Genomic DNA, 13,330 nt, shown 5'->3' with positions numbered 1-13,330 from the left:
ATCACTTTGTCCTTCTTGTTGGTCTGATTATAAATCGATCGATTACAAATTACAAGTGACATTTTTTAATATTTGTCATTTGAATTCGTTTTTGCACACGGGATTTATACCGTTTATCTGCCGCTAGTCGCTCAATTCAGCCTAATCTACGGGATTTATACCGTTCATTCGCCGCTAGTCGCTCAATTCAGACTAATCAACGGGATTTATACCGTTCATCTGCTGCTAGTCACACAATTCAATCAATTCAACGGGATTTATACCGCTCATTCGCAGCAACTCGCACAATTCAATCATATCTACGGGATTTATACCTCTTTAAGACACAAAAAAACCTCCTGAGTCTCAGAAGGTTTTAAGTAGATGTTACAAAGAAATCCCGGAAATAATCAAATCCCAAACGGAGGCGAAATCCTGATCAATCGTAGCCGACTGCCACTCTATAGCATGTGCTGGATGATGATACCTCGAAGTAGCATTAAAAATTGCTCTAGCCGTTACCACTGGTTCCACCACTCTATACTCTTTGGATTGTATGCCTTTTTCAATAATGCCTGCGATTTGCCCAATTAATTGATCTACGTGTAGGGTAATCATATCTACCGCTTCTAAAGTTACAGCTGCGTACATAGCAAACATTTCGGCATCATCCACAGCATAGGTGCGTTTACTACGAATCAGCGTATCCATCCATAATCGGAGCTGCTGTTTGGCATTCCCATCAAAATGCTCTGAAATATTCTTTAAAGGCTCTGAAATATTATACTGCAACCATCTTTCGGTTACGGCTTCTCGCAAAGCAGATTTACTGGAAAAATGTCTATACAACGTACCATGACTTACTTTAAGCACCTTCGCTACATCTACAACAGAAGTCTTGTCCGGGCCAAAACGCCGGAGCACTTGTTCAGCCGCGTCCAAAATGTTTTCTTTTGATAATGGAAGATCATTCGACATATGTATTCCCCTCGCTCTATCTCTGGTGGTAATTATCATAGCATATTATGTTCAAAAACGAACTGACAATATTACCACTTTGTCATTCGTTAAATCATTATCAGTATATACTCGCACCCAATTATTAAACTTAGGTCCCAGTTTAGTATCTTATTCTCCGTAGCCCCGTACTACATGAATTCGGACTGAGGAGCCCTTATTTTCAAAAATCACCGTAATTCGCCATGCTATCGGACTCCAATGCGGCTATTCACCCAAATCCCCACCTTTTCGGCATTCTAATGTGCTAATAAGAGCTATGCAGTCCGAAAAGTTAGCCAAACACGCTAAATTGAGCAAATAGCTGCAATACGGTCCGTTACGATGAAGAAGCCCAATATCTAGCAATCCACCTTCTGCTAACCTACGATTTCACCAAAAAACCTCCTTGATCTCTCAAGAAGGCGGGTAATATCAGCTGCTTTTTTGCTCAATCCGATCTAACCTCGTCCTAACAAACTTACCGACATTCGCAATCGCTTGCTGCGCCTCTGGCAGCATATAAGCTAAAAAGTGAAAGACACTCCACATGTTCTCCCATATTTCCAGTTCTACATGAACATCCGCAGCTTGTGCTCGTTCAGCCAACCTCGTTGCATCACTTAACAATACCTCGTGGTCGCCTACTTGAACAAGTAAATCAGGTAATCCCTACAAATCCAACCTTAAGGGAGATAATATAGGAGCTAGTTCTATCCGAGCACCTAGATAAACATCAATTATTCGTTTATTTCCGTCTAAGCTGCCTGTTGGATCAAACTCCGCTCGACTCAGATACGATTCACCATCCAAATGGACGAGATCTGTATGCGGCGAGATTAAAAAAGCACCCGCCGGCAATTCTCCACCCGCATCCCGTAAAGTAATCAACGTCATCAGCGCAAGGCTGGCTCCAACAGAATCCCCTCCAAGCACGACATTCCCGGCAGAATATCCATTCGCGAGCAGCCACAGATAAGCGTCTATACAATCTTCGTTAGCAGCCGGATAAGTAAACTCTGGTGCCAAGCGATATTCAATGACTAGTATTTTCTTACCACTAGCTTTTGCAATTCGTGTAACCAAATCCCGATAAAATTCACAAGTCCCAGAAATAACCCCCCCACCGTGGAAATAAAGGATCACTTCATCAGCGGGTGGAGCAGAATTCACAGGAATAATCCACTCTCCGCTTAAGGGTCCAATCATGACCCGCTCGACGATAACATCCGTAGGACTGGGCATGTTCGCAGCCGTCGCGGCCATCTCCTGCCGTATTTGCCCGATAGCCTTGCTATCCCATCGGTTGCTTTGTCGCAAATAATCTTCGATCGCTGCAAGCTGCTCTGTACTTGTCTTTTCCATCTCGTAAATCCCTCCTACAATTCTTTTCAACTCAGATTGTAAAGTCTGTAGGAGACTACAAGGTCAAGTTAAGAATCCATTTTTAGGATTTCGAGCGTGGACTGTACGCCTGGGTGTTTATCTGTGGCTAACAAATTTTTCCTCAAATCTGCGAGGCTGTTAGTTTTATTTCCTGTTTTGCAATTTCGCCACGGACTCGATCCATTTTCTTATCCACAACAGTTACAAAATCAGCTATACTAATGCCGCTGCTTTCAGATTTAGTGAGTGCCTTCTTAATTTCCTTTAAAGTGAAACCACACAGTTTAGCATTATGTATAAAAACAAGTCGGCTAAACACCTCATCCGATTAAAGACGATAACCAGCTTCCGAACGTAAGGGAGTGCTAATTAATCCGAGCTCTTCATAATACCTTAACGTCTCCATATTCACATTCGCCATTTTGGCAATTTGGCCTCGCAAGTACTCTGTCATAATCAGCGCCCCCTTAGAATCCCCTACATTATACCAAATCCAGAGGCTGCAGAGGACATCAAAAGGACATCAAAGGGACATCAAAAGAACGTCAACAACTACCCAAACTCCTTTTTAAAAACTCCTTATTTACGCACAAAAAAAACGACATTTCTGCCGTTTTCTCATCAATCATTTCCCAATTCACTATACTTCACTTCGAACTGCATTTTTCTGTATAAGCGAAATCTGTCCGGCATGAATGCCTGTATGATACATAAGTCTGCCTATCGCTTCAAGCGGTGTAGATGTGCCAAAAGCCGACTCCACACTCACATGCCACGCTTCTTCAGGAAGCTCCTGCATCGCAGCAGTTAGATTCTCATTGGAAACAGTCAGCAGATCAACGAGTTCATTCAATGTAGAATATGCCGCCTTGTCGCCTTGAGGATTAGGTCTTCCAAAAAAACACTCTGCGAACATAAACTCAACTTCTGCATTATGCTGAATTAATCCTCCAATCGTAGAGATCCCTAGCTTAAGGTTAAGATCCTCTTCCGGCAAAGTCTTCACCATTTTATGAAATCGCGTTTGCACCGCTTGCCAGATTGGCAACACTGAAGTGAAAGCCATAGATTATTTGCTCCCTTGTACAGTGGCTTCTTCGTCTTTTTTCTTGTCGATCACCACATGGTTGAACAGGTTCGCATCTACGTCGATGTCAAAGGCCAAGCCAAAACCAACAACATAACGCCCTTGGAGAGGGGTCAATTCAAACAATGAAAAATCCAATCCACGCAGCAAATTCACCATTGCCGCCCCATGATCAGCATTAAACAATTCAAAGATCTCCTCATGCCCGTCATTCCCGATATTGCTTGATGTGCAATTCCACCGCACACGTTCCGTTGCAAATTTATTATTCGTCGCAGACTCATCTGCAATTAGAAGCGCATCTACAAAATCGTTATTTTCCATATATCTGTAATGCTCGGCGATCTTACTAATGTAGATATACAGCTTGCCTTCATGCTTAACAAAAGGAGCATAGCTGATAAAAGGTTTTCCTTCGTCATCAATCAAGCTCAAAATCAGATTTTTACGATTCGCAATAAATTGCAAATAGTTTTCTTTATTTTTTTCAACATCTACAGGCTTCTTCATTATAAAATCCCTCCATTAATAGGTTATGTAATCTAGCCACGAATCTAGCGAACGGTACTTAGCAAATGAATACGAGGTTTCGTCTCTGTAGGAACATATTGAACTTCGGCATCCATTCGGTATATATCCCGGATCATATCGGTTGTCATAACTTCATTTGGTGTCCCATACATCGCTTTTTCACCCGCCTGCACCACAACAATACTATCACTATAGGTAGAGGCTTGATTGAGGTCATGCAACACCATCACGACGGTCATCCCCATGTCTTGATTTAGCTCACGTACTAACTCAAGAACTTCATGCTGATGCGAAATATCCAAGTAAGTGGTCGGTTCGTCAAGCAACATAACCAAAGGACGCTGCGCCAAGGCCATAGCAATCCAAGCACGCTGTGATTCACCACCGGATAACGAGGAAACGGCTCGATCCTTATAATCCTTTAAATGTGTCTTCTCCAGTGCCCAGTCGACAATGTCCATATCCTCATGATTTAATTTTTCGAACCATTTTTTATGTGGATACCTTCCATAGGAGACGAGATCGATCACAGTCATATCATTAGGTGCTTGGTTCTTCTGGCTCAGCATACACATTTTTCGAGCGACTTGTTTGGCAGTCATAGACTTTAGATCCGTACCATCGAGTGTGACCGCACCCGTATGATATGGAATTAGCCGTGATACCGCCTTAAGCAATGTAGATTTACCTGAGCCGTTTGGTCCTATAATCGAGACGATTTCACCCTTTTTTACGGAAAAAGAGAAGTTGTTAATAATGTTTTTCTGCTCATACCGAATCGAAATAGAATCGACAGTAAACATGTTAGAACGCCTTCTTTCTCATCAGGTATAGAAAATAAGGTCCACCGATCACCGCCATAAGGATACCCGCAGGAATATCTAAAGGTGCAAATAGGGTACGTCCACCTGTATCTGCTATCAACAATACCAATGCACCAAGTCCCATACTCATCGGCAAAAGAAATTTATAGTCTGAACCCACCAACAATCGAGCCATATGTGGCACAACAAGCCCTACAAAGCCAATCATCCCAATAGCCGCTACAGAGATAGCCGCTAGAAATACTGCCAGCAAGGAAAGTAGAATACGAATTCGGTCCACATTTTCACCTAAATTCGAAGCTACCTGATCCCCTAAACGTATAATATTCGCCTTGCGGATCGCGAAAAAGGATAAGATCCAGCCTGCTATGGCATACGGGAAAACCATCATCAAGGCATTGTTCCCTTTAGCAGCCAGACTGCCGTTTAACCATTGGACCGCTGCCGGAAGTCTGTCGCTGTACATGATGGTCAGGAGTCCTATTAATCCCCCGCAAAGAGCATTCACAGCAACTCCTGATAAAATAATAGTGATGGGCGAAATACCGGTTCTTCTCCACGCTAATGCATATACAATCCCTGCAGCAATTAGTCCACCCACAAAAGCCGCAATTGGAATGAACTCCGTATATTGTGGGGCTGCAAGCATAATGACAAGCACACATGCAGCCGCTCCACTCGTTACACCGGTCAATCCTGGATCAGCAAGTGGGTTGCCCATCACGGCTTGCAGAAGAGCACCTGAAACCGCGATATTTGCCCCAATGATCATCGCCAGTAATACACGCGGCAAACGAATATCCCATATGATGGTCGCATTCACCGCTTTTGCCGCTGAACCAAAGATCGTGCTTAGGATGTCTGGTATAGGAATGTATACTGAGCCTAGTCCAATCGCAATTATAGCGGCAACGAGCGCAAGTGCTAACGTTACAATAACAATAATTCTGCTACGAGATGTATTTATCACTTGCTGTCTCCTTTAATTATTCATAGAAGTATTTTGCAATTTCGGTTAAGGCTGTCTCCGCGTTAATAATCGAAGTGACACCGAATACGCTGTAATCTAGAATGTTGATTTTGTTATTTGCATAAGCCGAAAGCTTTGTCCAAGTTTCATTTTTCTCTATTTCTTTTTTGAACTTATCCTCAGTCGCTCCGTGATCGCCTGAAGCGAGTACGAGAATGATGTCTGGATCAGCGGCTACAATGTTCTCCATATTGATAGGTGAGTAAGTGTCAGTAACTTGCAATACAGAAGTTGCGATGTTATCAGCACCAAGCTTTTTAACCAAGCTACCTAAATAAGATTTCTCACTCATGACCATAAAGGAATCTGCGGTTCCGATTACGAGCAGCACGCTTGGCAGTTCTTTGCCTTCGGCTAATTGACTCAGCTCATTTTCTTTGTTCAAAATCTTTGTTAAAGCAGCATTCATTTCATCTTTTTTATTAAAATAAGTGCCTAATACTTTGAGACTAAGCTTTAGATCCTCGAATGATTCTGTTCTCAAATATGCTTTTTGTAGGTCGATTCCTTCTAGCGATTTGTCCAACGTGCTGCGAAGAGATTCCGCTCCCAGCAGCAAGTCCGGTTCGAGTTTGGTTACTACCTCCAGATCCGGCGCCATAGGTGATCCAATACGATCAATTGTTTCGAAATCAGCAGGGATTGGATTCGTTGAAGTTGGTACACCTACCGGTGTTATGCCGAGCAAATAAAGCATTTCTGTTAACGGTACAGAAGTTGTTACAATACGCTCCGGTACTGTGGCTGGGAATTGGCTTAACGCTTCGTTGAACAATACTTCATCTACACCATCATTCTCCAGACTGTACACCTTGCCGGCAGCTTCCGCTGTATTTGCTACTTCTGTTGTTTTTGCTGCATTTGCTTCTTTCGATTCATTAGCAGTTGTATTCGTTACCGCTTCATTTTTTGGATTGTCCGCTGTATTTGTAGACGAACATGCAGTCATTGCCGTAAGCGCTGCAATAACCAGTAGTACTAATATTTTTTTCAAAATCTATCCCTCCAAATATGTATATTTATACGTTTCATGTAGTGATAATGATTTTCATTTTCACTTATCGATTCCTATGATAATCGTTATCAATGAGAAGTGTCAAGAATTTTATTTTAATTTTAAATAAGAGGGAATTTCATTATTGTCCGTTGAAGCCAACTAGCATTTCTAATAAAAAAGCCACGCCCTATGGGCGTGACTTCAAATAGTGGTGTATGAAATCCAAGCGTTAGTCAGTAGCTCCCGTATTTAATATCCCATAATGAATAAGGTCTACAAACTCATTCTCTTTATAAATATGCTGTAACAAAACGCCTTCTTTCAGCATGCCAGATTTTTGCATAACTCGTCCCGAACCAGGATTTGAAGCAAAGAATCTGGCGTACACTTTGTGATAATGTTTTTCTGTAAAAGCAAAATTAATGACCGCTTTTGTTGCTTCTGTAGCATATCCATTACCCCAGTGTTCCTCGCCTATCCAATATCCAAGCTCGCCGTTTCTGTGTGTCCGGTTATTTCTCAAACCTATAGCACCATACAGTTCGTTTGTATTTTTATCAGTAATAGCGAATTCATATGAATTATCATTATTGAACTCAACTTCATGTGTTTCAATCCATGATAATGCACAATCAATAGGGTATGGATAAGGTAGAGTTAATGTACTTTTGTAAACATTATAATTATTGCAGAGCTCACTGACACGCTGTGCATCAGACAATGCAAAAGGTCTTAAAATCAATCTTTCCGTAGTAATTGTTCTCTTCTCTGAATTGTACAATGGTGTCCCCCCGTTAAACTAAATATTATAAAACAAATACAAGCCAGATAAACAGAAAACTTGGCCACCACTGCTTGCCCGCTTTCACAAACAGCCAGCCAAATACCAAAGAAAAAGCAGTAATATACAAGCCGCTTTGCAGACCATGCGTCAAATGACCTAATCCCCAAGTCAGCATTAAACCTATTCCCCCATAAGGAAGAGAAGGATTCTTAAACCATACTTCTCCTGCACGCTGCATTAGCGCAACCAATAGTACAACTAGTACAGCTTCCACAATGTAATATATGTTTTGAACCAAGGCAACCCATATGCCCATAAAACCATGTTCTAACTTGAAGTTTTCATATTCCCTATAAATCTGTGGAATGCTCTCCCCATTAATCCAAAATTCCAACACAGCGAACAAAAAGCTTGATATAAAAGCTACAATTAACAAAGGAATGACCTTAGAGCTCCAACACAAAGATATAACCTGTCCAATCAACTTCCTCTTCCTGAACCAAAGTAGAAACATCATAGCTCCTACTGCCCACAATAGGGTAACTATGCTCCAATGAACAACTAGTACGTACCAAGGGCTGACAAAAAAGTCGTCTATATTAAACAAATCCCCCCATAACCATTGATCTAATCCCATGATGAACATATCCATTCCTAACATTAAAAATATAAGCAGTCCTAATAAAAAATATTGAATACCTGATATATTCCCTTTTTCTTTCACGAAACCTCTCACCCGCCTTATATATTGTCCATTTTTGTACTATATTCCCAAAATTCTGATGCTGAAAGTATGGCATCCCCTCAATCTGTTTGTCTGTAACAAATCACTCACTTGAATCAAAGTTAGAAAAATAAAAAAAACAGCACGCATCGATATAAAATCGACACATGCTGTTTACTATCAGGACTTGTCCAAACTAGAATCTAGCCACAAAAAATTCGCGGTCTGCGGGAACGTTAAAACTTCTTATAGTAGCTCCACTCTCATCTCTTAAAGTGAGAAGATAAGGTACCGATGTTAAGGTGCTAATTGTTGGAAATCTAACTACACCAAATTCGTCAAAATCAGCAGTAACCGTTGTAGTTCCAGCTCTCAATGAAGCTGTCCACCCCGTAGTATCTTTAGGTGTACCCGTTGCATTTGTACCAATAGCAACAACAATAAATCTATCCAGAGTCTGTCTAATTCTACGTTTCTTTCTTGTAGGAGCTGCTTTCGCTTTTTTAGCCGCGAGAACTTTGCTAGCCATAACTGCTTTCTTGTTAACTGGTTTTTTAATAATTGCCATTTACTTCACCACTTTCTTTTTAGGATACGTTAGTAAATGCAAGAATCGTAAGATTTGACCTCTCTTTCACCTACAAATCTGAAAATATGTTAAACCCTAGTTTCATAGTTTCGTGTCCACTAGCTCTGCAGTGCATATAATACCTTCAAGAGGTGATTCATTACTAATGAACGGTCAAAAATGGCTAGAGCAATATCATTCGAAAATGCACCATTCCTTGAGAAAAAGAGTTCAACGTTCCTATCTTCCAGGGCATAAAGCGAATACCATTCCAGTTATCATTAAATTCAAAAAAAAAATAACTACAGCCCAGCTACAGTCTTTACAAAAGCATTTAAAATCCCACGACCTTCCGATCAGACATCATCTTCACCTGCTCAATTCGATATCATCCAAAGTTTCAAAGAACTGCCTGAACCGGATGTGCCGCTGGGATGGAATCGAAAAGATTTATTTGGATCAAGTCAAAAAAACATCCCTTAATATAGCGACACCATCCATTGGTTCTACAACCGCCCAAAAGAAAAAGGGGCTTACCGGAAAAGGCATCAACATTGCCATTCTTGATACAGGGGTGTATCGGCACCCTGACCTGTTTCGCCCTGTTAACCGTATAGTTGCTTTTAAAGATTTTATCAATCATAGAAAACAGCCCTATGACGATAACGGCCATGGAACTCATATCGCAGGGGATGCAGCAGGCAACGGATGGATGAGTAAAGGAAAATACAAAAGCCCTGCTCCAGAGGCAGGGATAGTAGGTGTCAAAGTACTAGATAAAAATGGCGATGGATATGACTCCACAATCATTAAAGGAATTGAATGGTGTATTGCGAATCGGAGAAGACTTAATCTTCGTATTCTTTCGATGTCGTTCGGGGGTAAGGTGAATCTTCCTTGTTCAGATGATCCACTCTGCCAAGCTGTAGAAAAAGCAATTAAAGCCGGACTTAACGTTGTAATAGCTGCTGGAAACAGCGGCCCGGGACGCAGTACGATCGAATCTCCAGGGATTAGTCCTTCAGCAATTACTGTCGGTGCAGTGGATGACCGTCGCACGCTCACACAAGCGGACGACCGAATTACTTGGTTCTCCAGTCGCGGACCCGCACCGGGAGGAAGGAAGAAACCAGATCTCGTTGCTCCAGGCGAGACGATCATCTCCCTTCGTGCTCCACGATCCAAGCTGGATCGCGAGCTGCCTTATTTGCGGATAGCTAAAGATTACTTTGTGCTGTCCGGTACCAGTGTCTCAACACCTATCGTCTCGGGTGTGATCGCGCAATTACTCCAGAAGAATCCTTCTCTTACGCCTAAGCAAGTAAAATCCATACTAAAAAAGAACACGTTTCGCCTTAAACTAAGTCCTAACACAGCAGGATGCGGTGAGATCAATGCGCGGTTTTTATCGTAAATCCGCTTCTTTTTTAAAGGCAGTAATGACGGAAACCGACAATTCCTCTGTAAATATACCTGTAGGCTCTATTTCTAATAAAGCTGATTTCATATCATCTTCAAAACGTTCTAAGTTATCTCTAAATAATCGCTTAGAAGCATAAGACGTAGAATACAAATTTCCTAGTATCGAATCAACAGTCCAAGTGATGGAATAACTCGGTAATACCTGTCTTTTAACGTCTTTAAAACTGGATCGCTTTACAACATCCTCATGTCTTTCTTGGGGATGTTTATATGTACTTTTTCCGGCTATTCTTTCGTCACCCAACCAGCGTTTCACTACTTCCTCTACCTTTTGTTGCCAAGGTAACGGTTCTAGTTGTTCATTAAAAGTATCAATTACAGCAATACCACCGTTATCATCTAAACTATGATAGAGAACTTCAAGTATGGATTCTCGGTCCATCCAGTGAAACGCCTTAGCCATCATGATGAGACGAAAGGAACCCCAGTCATTGAATAGTTCTTCCGCTCTCCCCTGTTGCCAGCTAACATTCTCAACCCTGTTGTACTGTGATAACAGCTTTGCTTCATCTAGCATCTCTAGTTCAGTATCTACGCCAATGATTTCTTCGAACCAATCCGTAAACCTTAGCGCTAACTGCCCAGTACCACAGCCTAAGTCCAGCAACCGGCCCTCTCCGTGAAGTGAGAATTTGTCCACTAGATATCGAATCAGTGAGGACGGATATAGCGGGCGATATCTGGTGTAATAGCTTGCAGTATCTTTGAACAGATCCGGACCATAATCATTCATAGCTGAACTCCCCCTTCTTTTTTACCAAGGACAAAATCATAGCAGATATGTTGTGCAAATAAAAGGCTATCCAGAGCATTCTGGGCAGCCTTTATTTATGTGGATACAGCCCAAAATAATTAAAAATATTGACAATTAACTTCGTTGCATATATGGTTAATTACATAACTAACTAACCAATGAAGTTGGCGGTGAATACATGGGAAACTTAATGGATGATACACGACCGATATTTATGCAGATCGCCGAACGAATAGAAAATGACATCATCGAAGAAACACTGCTGGAGGAATCACAAGTTCCTTCGACAAATCAGTTTGCAGTTTTCTACCAGATCAATCCGGCTACAGCTGCGAAAGGTGTGAATTTGCTTGTGGATCAAGGGATATTGTACAAAAAACGAGGAATCGGTATGTTTGTGGCATCTGGAGCGCGTGCAGTATTGATGGAGAAGAGAAAAGAACAATTTTATGAACAGTATGTAGTAACCATGATCCGTGAAGCTGAAAAATTAGGAATTACGTTGGATCAATTAACAATTATGATTCAGAGGGGAGACAACAAGTCATGAATGAAGTTGTTGAAATCAAAGGATTGACTAAGTCATACGGAAATGTCACTGCCATCCATGAACTCAGTTTTTCTTTGGAGAAAAACAAGATATACGGGCTTCTCGGCAGAAACGGTGCAGGAAAAACCACAATAATGCATATGATCACAGCTCAGCTTTTCCCCACAAGTGGTGTCCTGAACGTATTTGGTGAACATCCGTACGAGAATAACCGGGTTCTCAGGCAGATTTGCTTCATTAAGGAAAGCCAAAGGTATCCGGACACGTACCGAATCATCGATGTACTGGAGGTATCCGAATTATTTTTTCCAAACTTTGATCGGGAATATGCTCACTCTTTAATCAAGGATTTCAATCTGCCATTAAAAAGAAGAATAAAAAAGCTATCCCGAGGTATGCTCTCGGCTGTAGGAATTGTAGTAGGTCTAGCCAGCCGTGCCCCGCTTACCATTTTTGACGAACCCTATTTAGGACTTGATGCTGTAGCTAGAAGCCTGTTTTACGATCGCCTAATTGAAGATTATGCTGAAAATCCACGCACAGTTGTTTTGTCCACCCATTTGATCGATGAGGTAAGTCAGCTTTTAGAGCATGTTATCGTCATCGACAACGGCAAGCTAATTATTAACGAAGATGCTGAAGCCCTTCGCGGGCAAGCTGTTACGGTAATCGGCGCGACAGCGAAGATCGAAGATTTTATCGCCGGCAAACAAGTCATTTCCCGCGAGTCTTTTGGCGGATTGCTTACGGCCACCATTATCGGTTTCAACGCGAAAGATCACGCACATGCTGAAAAGTTAGGCTTAGAGATCTCACCTGTATCTTTACAGCAATTAATCGTTCATCTCACAAATAAAAAATCTCTAGGAAAGGAAGTGACCGTGTAATGAATCCTACGGCAGGCATGATAAAAATGCATTTCAGAGATAAGTGGTTATGGTTGTATATGCCTTGGGTAATCTTGTTATCCAGCTTCTTGGTAAATGTCATCGTCGCTTCTTTCATCCAAGAACCAATCTATACCGGCGGTCTCGTCTCCATCTTCATTTATATGTTAATCACCGGTATACTCATTTTGGTGCAGACCTTCCCTTTTGCTCTGGGCTTAAGCCAACGCAGAACGGATTATTTCATAGGCACTTCCTTAATGGCTATTATAACTAGCGCCACCTACTCAATTCTCCTCTACCTGCTCGCAATCATTGAAAGCAGGCTCACGGGTGGCTGGGGTTTGGAACTACATTATTTTCATTTGCCCTTTTTAAATGATGGTAATGCCATAGAACAGCTGTGGATGTATTTTGTGCTCTTTCTTAATATGTTTTTTCTGGGGCTAATGATATCCAGTATCTTCCGGAGATTTGGCCGAAGCGGTTTGTTCATTTTCTCAGGGGCTATGTTTATCCTGTGCAGTCTCGGTGTATTATTAATGACCTATAATCAGTGGTGGGTAGACCTCTTCAACTGGTTTGCTGGATATAACGCATTTGAACTTGCTTTGTGGTCCATGCCTTTGACAGTTGTGTACGCTCTTTTATCGTTTTTGATGCTGCGTAGAGCAACAGTGTAATTCATTATCCTATAAAAAAACAGGTGTGTCCCAAAAGCCATGCCGGGTGCACCTGTTTTCTTTCGTGT

General features: G+C 41.7%; 17 protein-coding genes and 1 pseudogene. 5 read left to right on the top strand and 13 right to left on the bottom strand.

Annotated features, from left to right (window positions below):
* Positions 1–72: 72 nt before the first annotated feature.
* Positions 73–342, top strand: coding sequence for a hypothetical protein (locus NSQ91_RS11205; protein ID WP_340917794.1), 270 nt, complete (start codon positions 73–75; stop codon positions 340–342).
* A 24-nt stretch (positions 343–366) separates the two neighbouring features.
* On the opposite strand, the gene NSQ91_RS11200 is transcribed toward NSQ91_RS11205, so the two are convergent.
* From NSQ91_RS11200 to NSQ91_RS11150, 12 genes and pseudogenes are all read right to left on the bottom strand, one after another.
* Positions 367–957: a TetR family transcriptional regulator gene (locus NSQ91_RS11200; protein WP_076306293.1), complete on the bottom strand. Its 591-nt coding sequence runs from the start codon at positions 955–957 to the stop codon at positions 367–369.
* Positions 958–1,410: 453 nt separating this feature from the next.
* A pseudogene (locus NSQ91_RS11195) lies at positions 1,411–2,184 on the bottom strand (alpha/beta hydrolase).
* A 298-nt stretch (positions 2,185–2,482) separates the two neighbouring features.
* Positions 2,483–2,680, bottom strand: a complete 198-nt coding sequence (locus tag NSQ91_RS32010; protein WP_445670798.1) for a MerR family DNA-binding protein — start codon at positions 2,678–2,680, stop codon at positions 2,483–2,485.
* 9 nt (positions 2,681–2,689) lie between these two features.
* Entirely contained in the window at positions 2,690–2,815 is a 126-nt protein-coding gene (locus tag NSQ91_RS11190) for a MerR family DNA-binding transcriptional regulator (protein ID WP_340917791.1), read from the bottom strand.
* A gap of 186 nt (positions 2,816–3,001) precedes the next feature.
* The gene (locus tag NSQ91_RS11185) at positions 3,002–3,427 is read right to left on the bottom strand and encodes a DinB family protein (protein WP_340917787.1); all 426 of its coding nucleotides are present in this window, start codon (positions 3,425–3,427) and stop codon (positions 3,002–3,004) included.
* Positions 3,428–3,430: 3 nt separating this feature from the next.
* Positions 3,431–3,958 carry a HugZ family pyridoxamine 5'-phosphate oxidase gene (locus tag NSQ91_RS11180; protein WP_076129975.1) on the bottom strand — a complete coding sequence of 176 codons (528 nt, stop codon included), beginning with the start codon at positions 3,956–3,958 and terminating at the stop codon, positions 3,431–3,433.
* 44 nt (positions 3,959–4,002) lie between these two features.
* Complete coding sequence (locus NSQ91_RS11175; RefSeq protein WP_076301194.1) at positions 4,003–4,782, bottom strand: ABC transporter ATP-binding protein; 780 nt, start codon at positions 4,780–4,782, stop codon at positions 4,003–4,005.
* Position 4,783: 1 nt separating this feature from the next.
* Positions 4,784–5,773 (bottom strand): FecCD family ABC transporter permease, encoded by a 990-nt coding sequence (locus NSQ91_RS11170; protein WP_051491618.1) that lies wholly within the window; start codon positions 5,771–5,773, stop codon positions 4,784–4,786.
* Between the two features lie 16 nt (positions 5,774–5,789).
* Complete coding sequence (locus tag NSQ91_RS11165) at positions 5,790–6,827, bottom strand: ABC transporter substrate-binding protein (RefSeq protein WP_081394070.1); 1,038 nt, start codon at positions 6,825–6,827, stop codon at positions 5,790–5,792.
* A 232-nt stretch (positions 6,828–7,059) separates the two neighbouring features.
* Positions 7,060–7,611: a GNAT family N-acetyltransferase gene (locus NSQ91_RS11160; RefSeq protein WP_076129973.1), complete on the bottom strand. Its 552-nt coding sequence runs from the start codon at positions 7,609–7,611 to the stop codon at positions 7,060–7,062.
* Between the two features lie 25 nt (positions 7,612–7,636).
* Complete coding sequence (locus tag NSQ91_RS11155; RefSeq protein WP_076280562.1) at positions 7,637–8,338, bottom strand: hypothetical protein; 702 nt, start codon at positions 8,336–8,338, stop codon at positions 7,637–7,639.
* Positions 8,339–8,534: 196 nt separating this feature from the next.
* Entirely contained in the window at positions 8,535–8,906 is a 372-nt protein-coding gene (locus tag NSQ91_RS11150; RefSeq protein WP_076129971.1) for a hypothetical protein, read from the bottom strand.
* A 166-nt stretch (positions 8,907–9,072) separates the two neighbouring features.
* On the opposite strand from NSQ91_RS11150, the gene NSQ91_RS11145 reads away from it, so the two are divergent.
* The gene (locus NSQ91_RS11145) at positions 9,073–10,320 is read left to right on the top strand and encodes a S8 family peptidase (protein ID WP_340917778.1); all 1,248 of its coding nucleotides are present in this window, start codon (positions 9,073–9,075) and stop codon (positions 10,318–10,320) included.
* On the opposite strand, the gene NSQ91_RS11140 is transcribed toward NSQ91_RS11145, so the two are convergent.
* The gene (locus tag NSQ91_RS11140; protein ID WP_340917776.1) at positions 10,312–11,121 is read right to left on the bottom strand and encodes a class I SAM-dependent methyltransferase; all 810 of its coding nucleotides are present in this window, start codon (positions 11,119–11,121) and stop codon (positions 10,312–10,314) included. The two genes, NSQ91_RS11145 and NSQ91_RS11140, sit on opposite strands and share 9 nt — an antisense overlap.
* A gap of 199 nt (positions 11,122–11,320) precedes the next feature.
* Here NSQ91_RS11140 and NSQ91_RS11135 point away from each other — a divergent pair, with 199 nt between their 5' ends.
* Genes NSQ91_RS11135 through NSQ91_RS11125 form a run of 3 tightly spaced genes read left to right on the top strand, consistent with a single transcriptional unit; the run spans position 11,321 to position 13,262 of the window.
* Positions 11,321–11,692 (top strand): GntR family transcriptional regulator, encoded by a 372-nt coding sequence (locus NSQ91_RS11135; RefSeq protein WP_036689422.1) that lies wholly within the window; start codon positions 11,321–11,323, stop codon positions 11,690–11,692.
* Positions 11,689–12,579, top strand: coding sequence for an ABC transporter ATP-binding protein (locus tag NSQ91_RS11130; protein WP_076186440.1), 891 nt, complete (start codon positions 11,689–11,691; stop codon positions 12,577–12,579). The genes NSQ91_RS11135 and NSQ91_RS11130 overlap by 4 nt, the downstream gene beginning before the upstream one ends.
* Positions 12,579–13,262, top strand: coding sequence for a hypothetical protein (locus NSQ91_RS11125; protein ID WP_340917769.1), 684 nt, complete (start codon positions 12,579–12,581; stop codon positions 13,260–13,262). Before NSQ91_RS11130 ends, NSQ91_RS11125 begins: the two co-directional genes overlap by 1 nt.
* The last annotated feature ends 68 nt before the right edge of the window (positions 13,263–13,330 follow it).

It is taken from the genome of Paenibacillus sp. FSL R7-0048 (assembly GCF_038004505.1).
Taxonomy (GTDB): Bacteria; Bacillota; Bacilli; order Paenibacillales; family Paenibacillaceae; genus Paenibacillus_AQ; species Paenibacillus_AQ odorifer.
The sequence above is the reverse complement of the archived record's forward strand: the minus strand, read 5'-3'. Positions and strand labels throughout refer to the sequence as shown.

Excerpts from the sequence above, each read along its gene's own strand:
- NSQ91_RS11200 (WP_076306293.1), bottom strand. The coding sequence starts at position 957 with ATGTCGAATGATCTTCCATTATCAAAAGAAAACATTTTGGACGCGGCT.
- NSQ91_RS11190 (WP_340917791.1), bottom strand. The coding sequence starts at position 2,815 with ATGACAGAGTACTTGCGAGGCCAAATTGCCAAAATGGCGAATGTGAAT.
- NSQ91_RS11185 (WP_340917787.1), bottom strand. The coding sequence starts at position 3,427 with ATGGCTTTCACTTCAGTGTTGCCAATCTGGCAAGCGGTGCAAACGCGA.
- NSQ91_RS11180 (WP_076129975.1), bottom strand. The coding sequence starts at position 3,958 with ATGAAGAAGCCTGTAGATGTTGAAAAAAATAAAGAAAACTATTTGCAA.
- NSQ91_RS11175 (WP_076301194.1), bottom strand. The coding sequence starts at position 4,782 with ATGTTTACTGTCGATTCTATTTCGATTCGGTATGAGCAGAAAAACATT.
- NSQ91_RS11150 (WP_076129971.1), bottom strand. The coding sequence starts at position 8,906 with ATGGCAATTATTAAAAAACCAGTTAACAAGAAAGCAGTTATGGCTAGC.
- NSQ91_RS11145 (WP_340917778.1), top strand. The coding sequence starts at position 9,073 with ATGAACGGTCAAAAATGGCTAGAGCAATATCATTCGAAAATGCACCAT.
- NSQ91_RS11140 (WP_340917776.1), bottom strand. The coding sequence starts at position 11,121 with ATGAATGATTATGGTCCGGATCTGTTCAAAGATACTGCAAGCTATTAC.
- NSQ91_RS11135 (WP_036689422.1), top strand. The coding sequence starts at position 11,321 with ATGGGAAACTTAATGGATGATACACGACCGATATTTATGCAGATCGCC.
- NSQ91_RS11130 (WP_076186440.1), top strand. The coding sequence starts at position 11,689 with ATGAATGAAGTTGTTGAAATCAAAGGATTGACTAAGTCATACGGAAAT.
- NSQ91_RS11125 (WP_340917769.1), top strand. The coding sequence starts at position 12,579 with ATGAATCCTACGGCAGGCATGATAAAAATGCATTTCAGAGATAAGTGG.